Here is a 16,566-nt window from a genome sequence, read left to right on the forward strand (position 1 = left end):
TGGTTGCGGCGCAGCAGCAATATGCGTTGCAACGGATGGGCTTGAGTGCGGCGTTAGCGCGGCAAGCTTTGTGGGGGGCGAAGTATAAGCCTGAGTCTATGTGCGCGCAGCATGTGAGTTTGCTGTTGAGTGGGTATGATGCGTTGCATCCTGAGTTCCCTGATGATGGGCCGCCGGATAAGGATAGGCAGGAGCGTATTCGCTTAGCGAATTCTGGGTCGTGGCGGTTTGTTTACGATATTGAGCAGGTGCATATTTGTAGCAAGGCCTTTTTGGATAAGACGCCTGCGAAGCCTGTAGTTCGTAATCATGCAGAGGTGGTTGCAAGGGACTTTTTAACCGATCGCCAAGGGACGATTAAGGCAATGATTGACGCTGGTGTAGAAAAAGGTGTTGCGGAGAGTGCAGCTGTTCTTTTAACGACTCAAAAAGGAAGGTTTGAAGCCTGTGCTGTGACAGTAGACCTTTTATTGCACGCTCATCAACCGTTGATGGGGCTGGATACGGATATTGCCCGGGAGTTGAATGCTCGGAGTTTTGGTACAGCGGAAACAGATTGTGACATTGGGCGGATGTATCAAGACCCGAATGCGGAAGACCCTTATGCGCCGTCTATTGAGCGGTTGTTGAAGGCCTTTCGGGAGGACCGGAAGGGAACGATTAAGAGGTTGAAGAAAGTGGGCGTTCGATGGGATCATGCTGAGGATGCGGCAGATTTGGTGTTGGCACAGAAGGGGCGTTATTGGCGTTGTGCGGTTATTGTAGGGGGATTGTTGGATAATATGGGGTATGAGTGGGGGGATATTACCCATCATGTAGATGCGATAAATAAAGGGTTTTATTATGTAGGAAGTACGGTTGGCGATGGGGTTTGCGATGTGGATAATATGAATCATGACCCGCGGGAGGGATGGTAGAGCAAGGGGTTAGGTTGCTCCGTTGTGAGGTGGTTTTTGGCCGAGGTTGGTGCGGATGCAATCTATGGTTGTGTGCCATTTACCCTCCGCTATTTCTGTTGAGACTTCATGTTGGATGGCGATGGGTAGCCATAGGCCATCCCAAGGGGCTTTGCTGATAAGTTGATGGCTTTGGTTGGTGAGGCTGTCCGGTTGATTGGGGGAAGGGAGCCAGTTTTGAGGAGCGTATTTGCTCTCTAATATAAGAGGTTGCCAGAAGGCGATGTCTGGGCGGAGGAGTGTTGTGATGGTTGTTCCGGCCTCGTTATATTTGGGATAGCCAACCATACCGTTTTGGGCGGAGATGATGGGTATTGATTTTTCTTGCCCATTTGGAGGGGTGCCGGTGTAGGAGCCGCCCCAGATTTCAATTGCCCCTAGATGGGCTGTTGTTTGGGAGATTTGCTGCTTGTAGCTGTTGGGGAGGTTGTTAGTATCGTCTTGCGTAATGGGGGTGTATTGCTTGAAATTATAGTGGATATTTGTTGCGTTTACGACTCCTTCTATTTGGTCTAGCGCAGTCCCAGAGCGGTAATGGTTGGTGAGGGTTTGGTGATGATCCCAACCGCCATAATTGAGGAGTTGGAGTTTAGCTGCGTAGCAGATGTCTTGTAGGATAGAGAGGGCAGAGTAAGGGCCTTTATAGCCTTTTGCGGGGATGAGAATGCCAGCGGGGATTGTGTTTGTCATGGCATGGATTTGGAAGGGTGTGTCTGGGTCGTTATAATCCGTATAGGCGTCGTTAATTTGCCCGATAAAGAGAGTTGTGAGGGGGGCGTTATTATCATCGCTCACAGAGAGCATGATGCTGGTGCGGCCGGGGAGAACGTGGTTGAGGTCGTCCACCATAGGGTAATCGGGCACGATGGAGAAATCTTCGCGTGTTTTCTTGAAAAGCCCTTTAATGGTGATGTCAGCCTCGGAACCGAGTGCGACGCCTGCATGTTTAATGTTGGCATGGATGGCGTGGTCTTGCCCAATGGTGACATTGGAAAAGGACCCATCAGCTTGTGGTGTGTAAAAGGTAATGATGATTTGTTTTTTTGTAAAGCTGTTGGCTTTTGGGGGTGTGGCGGAGGCGGTGTAGGTCATGATGAGTTGTCCTCATAATAAAGGAGGAAGCGGGAGCCGAGGCCTGTGAAGTAAGGGTCTGATGTGCCGGCGTTGTCCCCAAAATAGAGGGTGCCGGGCAGGGGGCTGAGGGGAGAGCGGAGAAGGTCTGTCCCATTTTGGCAGAGGATGCCAAGGAGGAGGGGGGTGTTGTTTGTGGTGATATCTATATACAAGCCGGAGGCGAGTTGGCGGAGCCAAAATTGGCATTGTAACTCGGCGATAGGACAGGTGAGGCTTTGGGCGGGAATGGGGGAGAGGGGGATGGTGTAGAGCATGGGTTAAGGCCTTACGGGATTGAGGGCGGTACGGCCTGTATTTTGTGTAGGTGCCCCCGATGGATGGCTGCTTACGAGTAAGGGAAAAGTATTGCTTTGTCGGACTTCGTGCAGGGTGATATCGGCTACGATGTAGTCCGCCGTGCCGTCTGAGGTACGGGTGAAGCTATAGCCGGTAATATTGGCATTTGGGTAGTTACGTTCTGGTGTAACAACAAAGTACAGATTAGTATCTTTTACCAATTTTACTAAGGTATTTACGAAGTCACTTTTTACTGCATCTGGCCCAACGCCGAGGGCCCCTCGTAAAAAGCCGGGGAGGAGGTTCTCTGCGAGATTGCCGGTTTCTGACCCATCGCAGATCATGCGGATGGTGGCAGTGTAGGGGGCGGCGACCTTATTATAGCTGGTGAAAGAGGTGTTTTCTTGCGGGGCGGTGCAGATAGAGGATTGTTCTTCTACCTTCAGGGATGAGACATGAGCGGCGGAGAGGACGCGTTTGGGGCCTTTCCCGAAAAGGGTGGTGACGTCATTGCCTAGCAGTTTGGTGGCGGTGGTTTGCCAGCCACGTGTTGGAGGAGTTCGGGCGTCGGTGAAAATGCCCCATTGGCGGGCGGCGCGTTGGATGGCCCAGTTCTCCAACGCGTCCCCCCCAAAGCTGGAGGCCGTGGCCCGGAGGGATGTAAGGGCGGACATGGGGGTTCCTCTCTTTTCTGGCCCGCTGTGGTTTAGCTAATATGGGCGAGTGTGTAGCGGGTGATGGTTTTGGCAATGCTCGCTTCTACCGCGCGGGCGATTTCCGCTGGGTGTTGTGAGTTTGCCTTCACGGTGATGTTAATAGTGGGGCTGTGGGTTGTGTTGTTGTGGGTGGTGGTGTGCCGTGGTTGGGCGGTGTCCATCGCTTGCACAATTTGGGTGATGGCGTGTGTGTTGCTCAATTGTGGCGGGGTTGTGTTGTTGTGCTGTTGGGGAAGGTGGTGTTGGGCGAGTGCAGCACTTGCTTGGGTTAACGCATGGGTGAGGCGTGCCCAGTGTGTTGAGGCTTCGTCTCGTTCTGGTAGGTGGGGTGGTGAGGCTGGTGTAAGGGGGGTGTTTGCTGCTTGTGAGGCGGCGGCGGTGCGTGTTGTAAGGTTGGGTTGTGGGGGGGCATTGGGTGTGTGTGGCTTGGCCGTTGGTGGCGTGTAAAATGGGGGTTCTGCCCTGCGGGAGGGGGGTGAGTGTGGTGGTGTGTGTGAGGCTAGGATGGTGCGGGTGGTCAGCAAAGCGGAGAGGTCTTGCACCATAGCCAGAGGGTTGTTGGCTGGGGCATCAGCGTTGGGGTGTTGTTTGCGCTTGTGGAGCCGGGCGAGGGCTTGCTCGGCATTATGGAGGGTAGGCTCGACCTCTTGGAGGGCTTGGCGTGTGAGCTGATTGGCGCGTGAGAGGAGGTTTGCCCATTCCTGCACAGCGCGGTTAGGGGATGGCGAGGTGTGTGTGAGGGGAGAGGAGATTGGGGATGTTGGGGTCTGGGAGGTGGCGGTGTGGGTGTGGTCTTGCGGGGTGTGTGGTGTGAGGGGTGTGTCTTCCAGCGAGGAGGTGGGGTGTTGAGAGAGGGGGGCTAGAGCTTGTTGGAGGGTGTTGAGCTGTGGCGGGGTGGCTGTTAGCTGTTGGCCAAGGGTGCTGAGAGCCTGAGTGGCGTGGGTGATGTCTTGGCCAAATGTGGCGAGGGAGCGGCCCCCGGTAAAGAGGGCGAGGGCCCCCATGGCTTCTTGCCGGAAGGTGCGGAAGGCATCGGCCCCTTGTTGGCCTGTTTGGGCAAGGGTTTGAGCGGTGTTGTTTGCGTGTTGCTCTAGTGTCGTGAGGTTTTGGTGGGCTTGTGCGGCCCCTTGGGCGAGGCCGGAGCCATCTAGCCCAAGTTGGATTATGAGGGTATCAAGAATTGCCATTTACGCGCTCCACTGCCGCGACTTCCCAGAGGAGCCACATATCCTCGCTGTCATAAAGTGTTTTCAGCTCGTGTAATGTGGCTAAGCCTGCCCCGATGACAAAGGCCATTGGGGTTGAGAGGTTTACGCAGCGGGTGGGGCTGCGTCCTCCGGCTGTGTCTCCCTCAATATGGCGATGAGAGGGTAGATCTGGTAAATCGCGGCCTTGAAAAAATCCACATTAAGCCGAAAGGCCTCCGCTCGGAGAGCGGGTAATGTGTTGGGGTCTGAGATGTCGGCCTCGATGAGGGGGGCGGGGTCGATGGCCTGATTATGCGGGTCGCGGCGGATTTTGACGCAATCAAGCAGGCCGGAGAAGGCTTTGTCGCAGTCCTCGTCACTCATATGGCCGAATAGAGCCATACTTTGGCCGGAAAGACCGACAATGCCGCTTTGTAGGGCCTCGCGCGGGGTGTTTGCGCCCGCGCGGGCGAGGGCACGAACAACATGCCGTGCCCAATGGTCCGCCGTAAAGGCGGACATGCGGGAGATGACAAAGCATTTGCCTGCATCTGACCCGTCTTTTGGGGTCCATTCAATGGATTTCACGAAGGAGGTCCTTATAAGCCAGCGGGGAGGACATTCTCCCATGTGATGGTCACGCTGCGGTCGCCTAAGGTTGTTTTGCCGGCGGGGACGGGGTCGTAATCCGTCAGGCAACCATTGGTGAAGGTGTAACGCCGCCCTAACCCGTGTAGGAGGAGCTCGCCATTGAGTTCGTATACCGTGCGGGCCTGACGTGAGGCCGTGGCGATGGCATCAAAAACCAGCAAGGAGTTGGAGCCTGCTGAGAAGGTGAGTACCATGGGATAAAGGGAAGGGATGTAGCCTTTATTCATCTTGCCATCGAGGGAGAGTGTTGTGGCGGCGAGTTTTACTTTCTGCCCACTGCTCCATGAATTTTCGGTGGCCCAGTTCTCCAATGTGATGGGGGTGTTGAACAGAGTTTTGACCGTAAGGGTGAATACGGCATCTGCTGCTGTGATGAGTGCGTTGCCTGACATGATTATTGGACCTCAATAGACGCAAGGTTGATGGATTGGACGGACTGGCCATCCGTGTACCAGAAGCGGCAGGGCGGGCTTTTGCGAGCCACGCGAATATCTGCCGGGGAGGTAGAAGCGTTAGGTTGGAAGTACCAACCGCGTGTTTGCACTGTGTCGCTGATGGTTGTGCCTGCTGCGAGGTCGATTTGCTGTTTTTGCAGGGTTGTAAGCTGGATGCCGGGGCGGATGGCCCCAAAGCGCAAGGCTTGGTTGATGGTATCCTGCACGCTCGCGGAGATAAGCCCGTCCCCTGTGACGTTATAAGGGATTTGGCCCACATTAAGCAGGAGATTCACAAGGTCGGATTGGAAGGAGGCGTTAAGCCAAATTTGATTGATGTAGCTATCAGCCCAGAGGAACGCGCCTGAGACATGGCCATCCTCTAGCCATTGGAAGCGTCCTAGGCCATTAGCGTAAGCCCCGTAGAAGTTATAGCCATTAGCACGCAATGTGGAAGCGGTTGCGGCATCTGTTACGGTAGGGGTAAGCAACCCACTGCGGCGGAAGCATAGATTGGTGCGTCCAGATGTTGCGCTGAAATCCAAAGACGCCATCCAACCTAGGCAGAAAGCACATGCTAAGGGGTCTTGGTAGAGCAGGGTTGTGCCGTCAATATTCTGGTTTTGTAACCATGTGCCGAAGCTGGTGCTATTCTGGCTGTTGAGGGCTTGTGCATCTGTATCAAAAGGGACGTACCAGTAGCGGTCAGCTTGGCTTGCGGTCCAGTTCGCGAAGGCCTGCTTCTGGGTTAATGTGGGTTCCCATGTGGTGGTAAAGCCAGCGAAGTTTTGCGTTTGGCTGGTGATGAGGTCCATCAAGTCGGCTGGGCTGGCTTGGTGGGCGGCATCAGCCATGTAGATGAGCAAGGTAGAAGGGCTTTGGGTGGCGTCCTCAAAGCCGCTGAAATAAACGGACGCCATGCGGGCTTCAAGGCTTGTGGCGGGGAAGTCTTTTGTGACGTCTTCCAAAGAGGTGTAGGTTTTGAGCTGTCCAGCGGTGAGGGTGGATGTATCGCCCGGTGTGGTGATGAATAACCCGTTGATGAAGGGGACGCCGCTAGCAGCGCCAATCGTGCCGGGGTTGATGGTGACAATTTGGGAAAGGGGGATGGTGCCTGTAAGGGATGCCATGAGATGGGGTCCTTAATGTTAAGGGGGAAAGAGGAAGCGTTAGGAAATGGGGGAGAGAGGCTGAGATGGCAGATCGACCTCCCGTATGGAGGACATGGAGAGTGCCAAGGCAGTTTCAGCGGAGCGGCAGAGGCGGGTTTGTATGATAAGGAGGAGCGTTAATGTGGCTGAATCCTCGTATTGTTGCTCTGCGGTGATAAAGCTGTGCTGCATAATGGGCCCTGTGTTGATGGGGGCCATGTCGTCTCGTTTTTGTTGGAACCAACGGACCGCGGCAGGATCGCGCCAGAGGGTGCTGATGGTCCCAAGGGTTGTGATGGCATCATCACCATAGGCAGTAAGCTGAATGGCGAGTTCTACCGGTTGGGTGATGGTGGTTGTGGTAGGACCATAAACATGCCGATTGGTTGCGAGAGGGCGGCGTGTGATGGTCTGCATGACCATAAAACGTTGCGCTGGAGGGGGAAGGCGGTTTTGCTGCCCTTGAATGAGAGCCCAATCTGCTGGGAGGGCGACTTCTGTAAGCCAATCTCCCACCATGTGCATGATGGTGCTTTCTGTTGGGATTAGTTGGGTTGTGACCTCTGTAGGGTCTGGCGTGTAACTATTAGGCGGCACCATTCATTGGGTCCCCATTGTTCGAGTATTTTTGTGATGAGCCATTCGGAGCCTTCAAAAATGAGGCTGTCTCCCCCGCTTTGGAGCGGGCGGCTGAGGGTATGAGCGTTACCGCGTAGATAAACTGTGCGGTTTTCGCTTTGTTGGGCGATATTGCCAATGAGCTGTAGGACATTGCTAGGGGCTGGTTGGATGTCGATCATGACGGGGATGTCCTCATAAAGAGGAGTGGTGCTGTAATCGGCAGCGTGTTTTGTCCCGGTCATGCGGCGGAGTTGGGCGGGTTGGAGGGGGTTGAGGGCTGCGGTTACGCCCGCGGTGAGGGAGAAGAGATTCATGGGAGAGGCCTGTTGAGGGTTACTCTTGAGTGATTTGTGAGCGGAGGCTGCTGCGAAGGAGGCCCGTATCGATGAGTGGTTTTTGCGGTTGGGGGCTATGATGTTGTGTTTTGTGTGAGATTGTAGCGGGTTTGAGTGGTGGGGTTGTGATGTGGTCTATTGTGGTTTGAATATCCGTGACGATGGTTTGGCCAAGGGTTGTGAGGGCCTTTTGGGGGGATGTGTCGGGGTTTTGGAGAAGCTGGCGGGCTTGTTGTGCCCAGGCGGTTTGGCGGTTGGCAATTGTAGAGCGGAGGAAGGGGCGAGCGGGAATGGTGGTGGTGCCATATTCTTGCATACTTGCGATTTGGGCTAAGGGGGTGCCGTCTGGATAGTGGTCTTGTGGAAAATAGCCGACCGAAACATTTGTTTTTGTGGCGGATTGGGTGAGTTTTAGGAGCAAAGAATGGGCTTTTTGGCCCCCTTTAAGGGCAGACGGCATAATGTGGAGGTCCTTGCATATTATATGAGGGGACGGGCTGTTTTGATTGACGAAAGGGGAGCACTCCGCCACTTTAAGGCTGTATAGCGACTGGGCTATTGGGTATATCGGGCTTGGTAGATGTAAGGAGGTAGGTGTTTATGTATGGTGCTGTGACAGGCAAGGTTGTGTTGTTTGCGGTGGTGGTGATTTTGTGTTTGCTCTCTTTGACACGGACCATCTTTTTAATGGTACGTTCTGGCGGGGAGGGAGAGGGCCTTACGGTACATGTGATTGTGCGGTTGTTGGTGCCCTTTATTCTGATTTATGCGGTTTGGTGGCTGCTTTGGGGTTAAGGCCACAGGCGAGGGGGATGGGTTCGCCCCGGTAGGAAGCGCATTTGCCGTAATGGTGCGGTAGCCTGCCAGAACATAAGACCATATTGTGTTTGGTTGAACCATCCTGCTTGTTTGGGGAGAGCACTGCCATCAAAACTGATGGATACGGAGCCGCGTGTGGCGGAGGCGATGCGCCCAACAGGTGGGGTAGTAGGAGAGGATGCGTCAGTATTATACGCTTTGTTATTGGCAAAAAGCTGTGCCTGATGAGCTACGAGCAGCCAGAGGAGTGTTCGGCGTTGTGTGAGGCTCTGAATAGGGGAGCGGGCCGTGTTATTGAGGATAAGCTCGGCAAGGTGGAAGAAGCTCTCGGCTTGTGGGGCGGTGATGGTTTCGGAAAAGGAAGGGTACGCCGCTAACCAATCCGTATAGGAAAAGGGAACAACGCCGGGGGATGTCATCGGTGGTTCTGGGGTCATGCGGGTGTCCTTACAAGGAAATGAGCCGAGAGGCTGCCTTCCCCTCATAAAGACGGGAAGGCAGGGTATAGGGAGGTTTATGCAGCAGAGTGCAGTGGGGTGACGCCCTCAACCAAGGATGTATGTTCGGCCCCTTCAAGGCCGGTACGTTCTTTGGCGAGTTCGTTCATGGCGTTATCAGCGCGGGCGGCTGTGGTTTCGGCAAAAACGAGTTTCTGGGTGACGAGGCTGGAAGTTTTGTTTTGTTCTAGCCATGCTTTCCAAAAATCTGTGGGGACATTGGTGCGACCAGCGCGGCCAAGGAGCCGGTTTTCCAACGGATGGTAGTGTGGGTCTTGCCGGATGCCGTTGAGTGTGATGGATGCACGGGCCTGTGGAGGGGCCATAATAGGGGCACTAGCCTGAGCGCGTTCGCTCAGGCTAGGCAGGTCGTGCAGGTCGAGCCGGATGCCGGATGGGAGGCGGCAGAGAACGGTGACATGATCGGCCATAGGTTAGATTCCTGTCATGGTGACGCAGGCGACGGGGTAGAACCAGATGGTCCCCCAGCTGCCTTGCGATTTCTTTTGGCGGATGTAGGAGCTGTAGCGTTCTACCGTGTGAGCGCGGAGTTTCTCGGTGAAGGCGGTGGTGACGCTCTCTTGCCCATCGACTTCGCGTAGGAAGAGCTGAAGCTGCGTGACCTTTGTCTGGCCGCCCGAAAGTGTGCTTCCGGCTTCTGGCAGGGTTTCGATCTTTAAGTTCGGTAGGTTTTCGCGCAGTAAATCGCGGAGGGATGTGCGGTATTGGTTGCTATAAAGCAAGCATTGCTGACGCTCTGTCGGGATGACGAGTGTCAATGGGCTTTCTAACGTGACATTGCCGCCCATCTGCTCGGAGAGCTGCTGGAAGGCTTTGAGGATGTCGTTATAGACCTGCACCGGGTCGGTCATGCTCAGCCAGTCATTGCTGCCTGTGGCAGTGCCGGAAGGGCCGATTTTGGGGCTAGGTTGGATGGCCGGTGGTAGGGCGGTGTCATTGAGAGCACCGCGCAGCTGTAGGCCTTCCATACCGAATAGGCTGATGCGGTTGCTTGTTTTATTAAGGACAGAGATGGAGGCCTCATTCTTACGGGAGACCCAGTCTAGTCGGGCAGCCCCCATGCGTTCTGCTTCACGCTCACCCCATTTTGTCCATGTCTGGAAGTGGAAGGATTGACGTTGGACCCAGTTAGCGTTGGCGTCACTATCGCCGGAGCTATCATAATCGCCGTAGGAGGCTGTCTGGCCGGAGAGTTCTACGAAAGGGAATTGAGCGGTGTCTGTCAGCCAGTCGCCCTTTTGCCCCTGACCATAGATGGCTTCGGCGCGGATAGGGGTGATGATCGCTTTGATCGTGCGGGGGTCTGTATAGGTGGAGAAAATGCTCGGAATCCCTGAGTTAGGGGCCGTAGCGTTGTCGAAGGCTAAGTTATGGTCAAGGATGCCATGGACGCCGAAATCGCGTTGAAGCATGGCAGGGGAGATGGAGTGGGTCATGCGAATGCCTTAATGAGTTTTTGGGGTATAGAGATGTGACAGCGCAATTAGGCCGCTACAGGGTGCATTGGGCCGGAGATGATGATGAGTTCTCCCGCTGCACCACCACGAGAGACGACCCAGCCTGTTGGAACGGTGCCCTGTGGTGTGTTGGATGGAGAAGCGGTTTGTAAGCTGCCATCGGTTGTATTGGCGTAAACGGCTTGGCCAGCACTGGAAGCTGTTGTGGCGAGTGCCCAGAAGTCACCACCTTCTGCAAGGCTTGCGGCAAAGCCTGCGGGGAGTGTCATTGTGGCGGATTGGAGATATTGTGTCATCACGCCTTGCTGGCTGCGATAGAGGAAGCCTGCCGGTGCGGTCGTGCCGCTGTTGCTCAGGGTAATGCCGTCATCATTGCGCCATGCGAAATGAGCGATGGTGAGGCCATTATTACCCGCGACGAATCCGCCTTCTGGCGCGATGGAGGTGCGGATGGGGTTGGCACTAGCGGGGGCACCGGGGAAGCCTTGCGGCCATGTGTATGAGACTGTCTGTTGGAAATCGGACATGGAAAAGATTCCTGCTTATAGGATGGAGAGGTGATTAATAACGGCGTGGTGCGCTATAGGAGGCGGAAGCTTTATCGGCTGCGAGGGGAGTGTGAGCCGCGTTATAAGCCGGTGGAGCCATAGTGGTGAGGCGTGCATGGACAAGTGCGCGCAAGCCCGCTTGATTAACCTCTGTGAGGCTATCGGCGGCCATACCAGAGTGTTGAAGAGCGTAGCGATAAACATCCTCTGCGCTATCCATACCGTGAACATCGCCAACGAGGGGGCGAACGAGGCGGCAGGCTTCTTCTGTGGCGAGGCGTAAGGCGCGGTCGGCGGCGATGGCCTTTTGAATAGCGGCGTTGAGGGCGGCTTCTTTATCTTCAGCCTGATTTTCAGCCGGTAGGTCTGTTGGTTGATGTGTTTTGATGGTTTCTGCCTCATTATGTGGCGGTGTGTTAGGAATGTCGCTCTCTATAGCGGGGGAATGTGCATCGGTTTTTGTCATGGTGGTGTGTGTCCTATTATGTGAGGGGGAAGCCGGAGCGGGAGATGAATCGTGGACGAGGACATCTGGTCCGGCTCGACCTTTTGTTACGAGAGCAATATGATTGCCTCGAATGTTAATCATGCGGCCATCATAGGGTTGGCCCCCATATGTGCCGGGTGTCATATCGGCCTCATAAGCGTAGCCGCAGGAAAGTTCTTTCTGCTCACCGGATTGGATGCGGGCGATGGCGGGGCCATCGAAAATGACCATGCCGACGGTCAGATAAGGGGCTTCAAAGAGGGCATTATCCATGGTGGCCCCAACGGTGAGTTCTCGTGGGTGGGCCTGGGCACTGGTGGGGATATGCTCCTCTAGAATAGGGAGAGAGTTAAAGCTGTCTGCTGCTTTTGCGAGTTCGTGAGGGTCGCGCAGGAGGCGGTATGGCTGGTCTGGATGCAGGCCGAGTTTGTCGTAATGGGGGATTTCTCGGCCTTGATAAGTGCAGATATTAGCTTTGCTGATGGGGGTGCGCTCTACACGCAGGCGGCCATTATCATCAAAGCTGCGGACAGAGCCGCTGCGGTCATAAGCGAGGATGGTCATGGGCTCTCTTTGGAAGAAGTTGGCTCTGGCGTGGCGGAGAGATGCTGCCAAAGGGGGTTGAAGGTGATTTCTAAAGCGGGGTCGGTCGCCCCCCAGAGATTGAGTTGAAGGAGGGTGAGTAACCGCGTGAGAACGGGGCGCATATGAGCTTCTTGAAAGGCGGCGATTTCATCATAAAAAACACGGATTTCTCCTGCTGAGGAGGCGTTTAACCCGTTGGGTGTAATGCCAAAGAGTTTGACTAAGGGGATACCGGGGATGGAGGCCATGGCCTCCATAGCTTGTGCTTGGAGGTCTGCCAGCCCGGTGAGGGGCGTGGCGATGATGGAGATGTCCTCATTTTGGTGGTCGGCTACGATGATGTCTTGGCCTTCCGATATCTTCTGCATAAAGGAGGCGCGGCCTGTGATGGAGGTTGTGGGGTCTGTTTCATCGCTGGTGCCGGTGGCCATGAGGCCGCCCATGTCGGTTTTTAAAACCAGTTTGGAGAAGTTGGCGGTGATGTTGCTGATGCTGTTCCGTGTTCGTAAGAAATTATGAACATACGGACGTAGCTGTTGGGTGAGGCTCATACCGCCAAAATTGAAGGAAGGTTTAAAAAGGTCTGACACGCCGTAGGGGATCATACTGATGAGACGGTCGCGATGGACGAGGCAGCCTTGCACCCACCAATTACGGGGGCGGTAATAATCATCTTGTAGGGGGGAGTCTGCATTATAGGCGTTGGGGGTTGTCCAAATGGGCTCGATTGTTTTTAGCCCGGCGAGTGTGCCTTTGCGGACGCCGTTGGAGGTGAGGGGGAGGGGGAGTGTTTGGCCGTATGTTGTGCGGGGTGTGTCAGCCATATTGAGCCAAATATGGCCGATGCCGTAGAGTAGGCTATCGAGGATTTGTTGGTGGAGGAGTTCGCGAATATTGAGTCGTTTCATTTCGACTTCAAGCGCGTGGAGGCGGGTTGTAGGGTCTTGAGGGATTTCGGGAGGGGGACAATCGGCAGGATTATGTGTGCTAAGGCTAATCCATTCTCGCGTAGCTTCACGGGCGATGACATCGCAAGGTTTGCGGAATTCGGCGCGTTGGGCCATTTGAGCGAGGGTTGGGTAGCCAAGAAAGCCCAAACCATCGGCCATCCAAGAGGGTTGGGAGGTGGTTTGGCCCATAGCCCAACTGGTGATGTCTGCTGTGGTGCTAGGCGCGGCATCGGAGCCAAGAGGGGTGGGGCGGTTATAACCTTCTGGCACGATACCCGGTGGTGGTTGGTAGGGCATGAAGTGTGAGGTTGTGTTGGGGGAGAGGGTGGGTGGCTCGGTGCGTCTTAGGCGTTTGAGCCATGAGACAGGCGTTTTATGAGGGGTAGTAGGGTGGCGTGGTGGAAGGGGGTCTTGCCTGTTATGAGAGGGGGTGGGCTGCTTCTTGGTAAAGAGGCGTGTTAGGGAGAAGCCGGACATGAGAAAGACCTATCTTTAACGGGGAGGACGTTGGTTTATGGGATGGTTAGATTGGAAAGCGCCGCCGCAACGCATTGCAGCACGGATGTTATGGTTGGCTGTTTGTGCTGGTGTGGTGTTGGGTGGGGCTGTGGGTGGTTTTATTTTATGGGGGATAATGGCTGGGCAGTGAGGATTAGTGTGGCTAGGCAAAACGTGAGAAGTCCGGCAGGGGGGTGTGGTTGGTAATGAGGCCGTCCAACGCGTAGCGAAGCGCATCGATATAATGGTTATTGGCGTCTTCAATATGGGGGAGGATGTCGCCGGTGAGAGGGTCAGTTTTATAGCGATAGAGGCGGAACTCCCGTGCGGTTTCTACGCAGCGTGGATGGATATGGATGGCGCGGAATGATTTGAGACGCTCTATGCCGTCTTGCACGCTGCCGGGCCATTTTTTGGCGGATGTGATACGGAAGTGATGGCGGTTTTTGAGGTAATTGATGGTTTCGGGGCGGGCATTATCGGCGCGGATAGGCCAATGACGGATGGCGGGGAGTGTCTCGAAGAGGGAGGGGAGTTGGTCTAGGGGGATGTTTGTGCCGCCAGCCTCATAGTCGATATGGAGGATATCGTCATGGATGAAGCAGCGGACGAGAGCGGTGGGGTCCCGCGAGAAGCCCCAATCTACACCGAAATGGAAGCGGCAAGATTCGGGAGTGGTGAATGATTTTATGCTGACGCGATCGGGGAAGATGAGGGCATCATGATGCTGTTGGTAATCTCCTTCCCAAATATGGTCGTAATCTTGTGGGCGTAATGTTTGGTCGCGTTTTCGTTCCTCATTCAAAACATTTGGGAACCAAGGGTTGTCGGACCAGCGTGCGTGGATGGTGATGATGGAGGGGTCATCCTCATGAGAGGGGTTACGCATGAAGGCATCGACAGGGTCGGAAGGGTGGTTGGGGTTCCAGCTGAACCAGATTTCTGAACCGGGCTTGCGGATGGTGGGGCGGAGGAGTTTGAGGGAGTGGGCAGAGAGGGATTGGGCTTCTTCCACCCATGCGATGTCCATGCCTTCGAGTGATTTAATGGTTTCGGCGTTATGGGTTTGCATGCCTTGGAACAAGATGACGCCTCCGCCGGGGGTGATGATTTCTCTCTCTTTAATGGTGAAGTGGTGGTGTAATCCTAGCCGGTTGATTGTGTCGCAAAGTAACTGATGAACAGATGTTGCGAGGGATTTTTGGATTTCGCGAATGCAGACAGCGCGGAGGCCGGGGTGGAGTGTGGCTTGTTCGATTAATAAGCCGGCGAAGAAGTGCGATTTGCCGGAGCCGCGGCCGCCCCAGATGCCTTTATAGCGTGATGGTTTGAGTAAGGGAGCAAAGGCGCGTGGGGTGGTGATGGTGAGGTGGGTCTGAGGCGGCATGAGGGTTTACCCCTTCATTAAGGTATCGGTTTTATTATCTGGAGGAGGGGTGTTGGGGTCGATAATGACGCGTTGGATAGTGTGAAGGGGGCCGCCCTCTTGGCCAGTATGTTCGACTGTTTGTCGTTCACCATAGCGTTTGGGCGCGCGCCGGGCCATAAGCCAGCGAAGTGTGTCGAACTGGAGTTTAAAGAGGTTGACGGTGGCGGTGTCGGCTTTGTCGGGCAGGGTTGCAAGATGAGAGAGGATTTTGGCCTCTAAGCTATCGGCTGAGAGGTCTCTTGCATGGCGGTAGCGGGGAAGGAGGGCTGGTTTTTTGTATAGCCAGCGATAGAAGCTGCGGAGGGTAGGGCGATGTGTGCCAGAGCAGATGTCATGCAAGGGGTGGCCGAGCATGAGGTCCTCCATCATTTCATCAAAGAGAGATTGTGAGAACGTGACGGGCTTTTTGCGCTGTGTCTTCATGTAAGGTGTCTGAGATGTGCAGAGTGGCGAATGGGCCGACCAGAGAAAAGGGGGAGGCGTTTGCTCTCTAGCGTGCTGATTTGTAGTTCCCTATGGGTGCGGAGGCGGAGCTGGGTGAGTGTTAGAGCGGAGATATAGGTGTCCTCTGCTATGACGGCATTGCGTTGTTTGAGGAAGGGGATGGCTCTAATGACAGCATTTTGTTTCAGGCCCAAAATAAGTTCATCGCGCCAGCTAAGGGGAATGTCAGCTCTATGATGGAGGTCTGGTGCTTCATAGAGGGGGCAGAGAACGAGGCGGGGGCCGTCCTCGGCTAAAACGACGCAGCGGCCGCGTTTGGTTGTGACAATGCGACCGCGTCCGAGCGGCTGCTCGGCGGTAGAGAGGGCCTGTGCCATAAGAGACATCCGTTTTTTAGAGAAGGAATATGTGGGATGAGCCGTATGAAAGGGGCTCTATCGACCAGATTCTAGGTGCCGGGTTACGGCAATAAAAAAGCCGTATGCCTTATTGGCACACGGCTCGCGATGATGAGGTTTTTATAGGGGAAAGCGGGCGGGCTGTCAATGAGAAAATGAGGTGGTGATGATTTTATTTAGGAGCGTAGTTCAACAGCGGTGATTTTCTGCGGTTTGTTGAGGATATGCTCGCCATGTTGGATGATTTTTTGCATGCCTTTAGGGGCGATATTATAGGTTTTGGAGAGGGTTGGAATATCTAACCCTTGGCGGTGTTGTCGGGCGATATGGACGGCTTGGCGGGCTTTGGCGCGCCGTTGTTCTAGCCAAAAATCAGCGAGCATCTCCAGTGTGGTGGCGCAGTCATCGGCGGCTTTTTTGCGGGCGCGATCTGGATGGAGATTAGGGTAGAGTTTGGAGCCGAGTGAGGTAAAGGACCATCCTAACCCAAGTAAATTGACGAGGAGTTGATGCCGCTCGCGCCCTGCATGGCGGCGGAATGCTTTGAGGCGGCCCCAGGCTTTGCCTTGTAGGGCGTTAAAAGTGAAGACATTTCCTGCTAGGGCGGGGGCTCCGCCATCTTTCATGATGTCGAGATAGCCATGCTCGGCCAACATCCAATCCTTAACCCATTGTTCTGCCTCCGAAATTACTTCAGCTTTGAGGCGCGAAGAAAGTGCGCCTAGGGTATTGGCGCGGCGGCGACGGCGGCCAAGGGTCTCATAATCGACCTTGCGTGTGCGTTCCCGTGTGGGGGTTGTGGTTAGATAGTTAATACGTGACAAAGGACGACTCCTTGAAAATGAATCATGATGGGGTTAGAGGCGTGGGTTTTGAGAGGATGATGTGGGTATTTTCCCTTGTAAGTGATGTGTGAGCGACATCTTAGTGAGGAATGGATTTAAAATGCGGGGAAATATCCTCGGATGTCAA

Annotated in this window: 24 protein-coding genes; 3 read left to right on the forward strand and 21 right to left on the reverse strand. The window is 54.8% G+C overall.

All coding sequences use genetic code 11. The annotated features are described in order from the left end of the window. A partial coding sequence (locus NQF64_RS00005; RefSeq protein WP_266106082.1) for a hypothetical protein occupies positions 1–917 on the forward strand: 917 nt, incomplete at its 5' end. Between the two features lie 9 nt (positions 918–926). On the opposite strand, the gene NQF64_RS00010 is transcribed toward NQF64_RS00005, so the two are convergent. From NQF64_RS00010 to NQF64_RS00060, 11 genes are read right to left on the reverse strand one after another with little or no spacing between them, the layout of a single operon-like run. Further along, positions 927–2,048 carry a hypothetical protein gene (locus NQF64_RS00010; RefSeq protein ID WP_266106083.1) on the reverse strand — a complete coding sequence of 374 codons (1,122 nt, stop codon included), beginning with the start codon at positions 2,046–2,048 and terminating at the stop codon, positions 927–929. Next, the gene (locus NQF64_RS00015) at positions 2,045–2,344 is read right to left on the reverse strand and encodes a phage baseplate plug family protein (protein ID WP_266106084.1); all 300 of its coding nucleotides are present in this window, start codon (positions 2,342–2,344) and stop codon (positions 2,045–2,047) included. The genes NQF64_RS00010 and NQF64_RS00015 overlap by 4 nt, the downstream gene beginning before the upstream one ends. A 3-nt stretch (positions 2,345–2,347) precedes the next feature. After that, positions 2,348–3,040, reverse strand: a complete 693-nt coding sequence (locus NQF64_RS00020) for a phage baseplate protein (RefSeq protein WP_266106085.1) — start codon at positions 3,038–3,040, stop codon at positions 2,348–2,350. A 32-nt stretch (positions 3,041–3,072) separates the two neighbouring features. Continuing rightward, a complete protein-coding gene (locus NQF64_RS00025) occupies positions 3,073–4,269 on the reverse strand; it encodes a hypothetical protein (RefSeq protein ID WP_266106086.1) in 1,197 nt (398 codons plus the stop codon). Further along, positions 4,256–4,378, reverse strand: coding sequence for a hypothetical protein (locus tag NQF64_RS00030; protein WP_266106087.1), 123 nt, complete (start codon positions 4,376–4,378; stop codon positions 4,256–4,258). Before NQF64_RS00030 ends, NQF64_RS00025 begins: the two co-directional genes overlap by 14 nt. A 14-nt stretch (positions 4,379–4,392) precedes the next feature. After that, positions 4,393–4,857 (reverse strand): phage tail assembly chaperone, encoded by a 465-nt coding sequence (locus NQF64_RS00035; RefSeq protein WP_099026315.1) that lies wholly within the window; start codon positions 4,855–4,857, stop codon positions 4,393–4,395. Between the two features lie 11 nt (positions 4,858–4,868). Next, positions 4,869–5,312 (reverse strand): phage tail fiber protein, encoded by a 444-nt coding sequence (locus NQF64_RS00040; protein ID WP_099026314.1) that lies wholly within the window; start codon positions 5,310–5,312, stop codon positions 4,869–4,871. A gap of 2 nt (positions 5,313–5,314) precedes the next feature. After that, the gene (locus NQF64_RS00045) at positions 5,315–6,484 is read right to left on the reverse strand and encodes a DUF3383 family protein (RefSeq protein WP_266106088.1); all 1,170 of its coding nucleotides are present in this window, start codon (positions 6,482–6,484) and stop codon (positions 5,315–5,317) included. A 39-nt stretch (positions 6,485–6,523) separates the two neighbouring features. Then, positions 6,524–7,105 carry a phage neck terminator protein gene (locus NQF64_RS00050; RefSeq protein ID WP_266106089.1) on the reverse strand — a complete coding sequence of 194 codons (582 nt, stop codon included), beginning with the start codon at positions 7,103–7,105 and terminating at the stop codon, positions 6,524–6,526. Continuing rightward, the gene (locus NQF64_RS00055) at positions 7,051–7,440 is read right to left on the reverse strand and encodes a hypothetical protein (protein WP_266106090.1); all 390 of its coding nucleotides are present in this window, start codon (positions 7,438–7,440) and stop codon (positions 7,051–7,053) included. The genes NQF64_RS00050 and NQF64_RS00055 overlap by 55 nt, the downstream gene beginning before the upstream one ends. Before the next feature lie 19 nt (positions 7,441–7,459). Next, complete coding sequence (locus NQF64_RS00060; protein WP_266106091.1) at positions 7,460–7,921, reverse strand: hypothetical protein; 462 nt, start codon at positions 7,919–7,921, stop codon at positions 7,460–7,462. A 140-nt stretch (positions 7,922–8,061) separates the two neighbouring features. Here NQF64_RS00060 and NQF64_RS00065 point away from each other — a divergent pair, with 140 nt between their 5' ends. Next, on the forward strand, positions 8,062–8,256 hold the full coding sequence (locus NQF64_RS00065) for a hypothetical protein (protein ID WP_099026309.1): 195 nt from the start codon (positions 8,062–8,064) through the stop codon (positions 8,254–8,256). Here the strand turns inward: NQF64_RS00065 and NQF64_RS00070 are convergent. From NQF64_RS00070 to NQF64_RS00095, 6 genes are all read right to left on the reverse strand, one after another. Then, positions 8,253–8,717, reverse strand: coding sequence for a DUF4054 domain-containing protein (locus NQF64_RS00070; protein WP_266106092.1), 465 nt, complete (start codon positions 8,715–8,717; stop codon positions 8,253–8,255). The genes NQF64_RS00065 and NQF64_RS00070 overlap by 4 nt on opposite strands. Before the next feature lie 77 nt (positions 8,718–8,794). After that, the gene (locus tag NQF64_RS00075; protein ID WP_099026307.1) at positions 8,795–9,208 is read right to left on the reverse strand and encodes a hypothetical protein; all 414 of its coding nucleotides are present in this window, start codon (positions 9,206–9,208) and stop codon (positions 8,795–8,797) included. A gap of 3 nt (positions 9,209–9,211) precedes the next feature. Further along, a complete protein-coding gene (locus NQF64_RS00080) occupies positions 9,212–10,234 on the reverse strand; it encodes a DUF2184 domain-containing protein (protein WP_099026306.1) in 1,023 nt (340 codons plus the stop codon). Positions 10,235–10,281: 47 nt separating this feature from the next. Next, positions 10,282–10,782, reverse strand: coding sequence for a structural cement protein Gp24 (locus NQF64_RS00085; RefSeq protein WP_266106093.1), 501 nt, complete (start codon positions 10,780–10,782; stop codon positions 10,282–10,284). 34 nt (positions 10,783–10,816) lie between these two features. Beyond that, a complete protein-coding gene (locus NQF64_RS00090) occupies positions 10,817–11,854 on the reverse strand; it encodes a DUF2213 domain-containing protein (protein WP_266106094.1) in 1,038 nt (345 codons plus the stop codon). Continuing rightward, positions 11,851–13,302: a phage portal protein gene (locus NQF64_RS00095; RefSeq protein ID WP_266106095.1), complete on the reverse strand. Its 1,452-nt coding sequence runs from the start codon at positions 13,300–13,302 to the stop codon at positions 11,851–11,853. Before NQF64_RS00095 ends, NQF64_RS00090 begins: the two co-directional genes overlap by 4 nt. A 37-nt stretch (positions 13,303–13,339) precedes the next feature. On the opposite strand from NQF64_RS00095, the gene NQF64_RS00100 reads away from it, so the two are divergent. After that, positions 13,340–13,474, forward strand: coding sequence for a hypothetical protein (locus tag NQF64_RS00100; protein WP_255446343.1), 135 nt, complete (start codon positions 13,340–13,342; stop codon positions 13,472–13,474). Positions 13,475–13,486: 12 nt separating this feature from the next. On the opposite strand, the gene NQF64_RS00105 is transcribed toward NQF64_RS00100, so the two are convergent. The 4 genes from NQF64_RS00105 to NQF64_RS00120 form a co-directional block, all read right to left on the reverse strand. Beyond that, a complete protein-coding gene (locus tag NQF64_RS00105) occupies positions 13,487–14,710 on the reverse strand; it encodes a PBSX family phage terminase large subunit (protein ID WP_266106096.1) in 1,224 nt (407 codons plus the stop codon). Between the two features lie 6 nt (positions 14,711–14,716). Then, positions 14,717–15,175, reverse strand: a complete 459-nt coding sequence (locus NQF64_RS00110; RefSeq protein WP_099026301.1) for a terminase small subunit-like protein — start codon at positions 15,173–15,175, stop codon at positions 14,717–14,719. Further along, positions 15,172–15,573, reverse strand: coding sequence for a hypothetical protein (locus NQF64_RS00115; RefSeq protein ID WP_266106097.1), 402 nt, complete (start codon positions 15,571–15,573; stop codon positions 15,172–15,174). Before NQF64_RS00115 ends, NQF64_RS00110 begins: the two co-directional genes overlap by 4 nt. 197 nt (positions 15,574–15,770) lie before the next feature. Then, positions 15,771–16,418, reverse strand: coding sequence for a hypothetical protein (locus NQF64_RS00120; RefSeq protein ID WP_266106098.1), 648 nt, complete (start codon positions 16,416–16,418; stop codon positions 15,771–15,773). Positions 16,419–16,566: the final 148 nt, after the last annotated feature.

The organism is Bombella saccharophila (assembly GCF_026385475.1).
Classification (GTDB): Bacteria; Pseudomonadota; Alphaproteobacteria; order Acetobacterales; family Acetobacteraceae; genus Bombella; species Bombella saccharophila.

Coding starts and splice junctions, on each gene's coding strand:
- NQF64_RS00010 (WP_266106083.1), bottom strand. CDS start 2,048: ATGACCTACACCGCCTCCGCCACACCCCCAAAAGCCAACAGCTTTACA.
- NQF64_RS00015 (WP_266106084.1), bottom strand. CDS start 2,344: ATGCTCTACACCATCCCCCTCTCCCCCATTCCCGCCCAAAGCCTCACC.
- NQF64_RS00020 (WP_266106085.1), bottom strand. CDS start 3,040: ATGTCCGCCCTTACATCCCTCCGGGCCACGGCCTCCAGCTTTGGGGGG.
- NQF64_RS00025 (WP_266106086.1), bottom strand. CDS start 4,269: ATGGCAATTCTTGATACCCTCATAATCCAACTTGGGCTAGATGGCTCC.
- NQF64_RS00030 (WP_266106087.1), bottom strand. CDS start 4,378: ATGGCCTTTGTCATCGGGGCAGGCTTAGCCACATTACACGAGCTGAAA.
- NQF64_RS00040 (WP_099026314.1), bottom strand. CDS start 5,312: ATGTCAGGCAACGCACTCATCACAGCAGCAGATGCCGTATTCACCCTT.
- NQF64_RS00045 (WP_266106088.1), bottom strand. CDS start 6,484: ATGGCATCCCTTACAGGCACCATCCCCCTTTCCCAAATTGTCACCATC.
- NQF64_RS00050 (WP_266106089.1), bottom strand. CDS start 7,105: ATGGTGCCGCCTAATAGTTACACGCCAGACCCTACAGAGGTCACAACC.
- NQF64_RS00055 (WP_266106090.1), bottom strand. CDS start 7,440: ATGAATCTCTTCTCCCTCACCGCGGGCGTAACCGCAGCCCTCAACCCC.
- NQF64_RS00060 (WP_266106091.1), bottom strand. CDS start 7,921: ATGCCGTCTGCCCTTAAAGGGGGCCAAAAAGCCCATTCTTTGCTCCTA.
- NQF64_RS00065 (WP_099026309.1), top strand. CDS start 8,062: ATGTATGGTGCTGTGACAGGCAAGGTTGTGTTGTTTGCGGTGGTGGTG.
- NQF64_RS00070 (WP_266106092.1), bottom strand. CDS start 8,717: ATGACCCCAGAACCACCGATGACATCCCCCGGCGTTGTTCCCTTTTCC.
- NQF64_RS00075 (WP_099026307.1), bottom strand. CDS start 9,208: ATGGCCGATCATGTCACCGTTCTCTGCCGCCTCCCATCCGGCATCCGG.
- NQF64_RS00080 (WP_099026306.1), bottom strand. CDS start 10,234: ATGACCCACTCCATCTCCCCTGCCATGCTTCAACGCGATTTCGGCGTC.
- NQF64_RS00085 (WP_266106093.1), bottom strand. CDS start 10,782: ATGTCCGATTTCCAACAGACAGTCTCATACACATGGCCGCAAGGCTTC.
- NQF64_RS00090 (WP_266106094.1), bottom strand. CDS start 11,854: ATGACCATCCTCGCTTATGACCGCAGCGGCTCTGTCCGCAGCTTTGAT.
- NQF64_RS00095 (WP_266106095.1), bottom strand. CDS start 13,302: ATGTCCGGCTTCTCCCTAACACGCCTCTTTACCAAGAAGCAGCCCACC.
- NQF64_RS00100 (WP_255446343.1), top strand. CDS start 13,340: ATGGGATGGTTAGATTGGAAAGCGCCGCCGCAACGCATTGCAGCACGG.
- NQF64_RS00105 (WP_266106096.1), bottom strand. CDS start 14,710: ATGCCGCCTCAGACCCACCTCACCATCACCACCCCACGCGCCTTTGCT.
- NQF64_RS00110 (WP_099026301.1), bottom strand. CDS start 15,175: ATGAAGACACAGCGCAAAAAGCCCGTCACGTTCTCACAATCTCTCTTT.
- NQF64_RS00115 (WP_266106097.1), bottom strand. CDS start 15,573: ATGGCACAGGCCCTCTCTACCGCCGAGCAGCCGCTCGGACGCGGTCGC.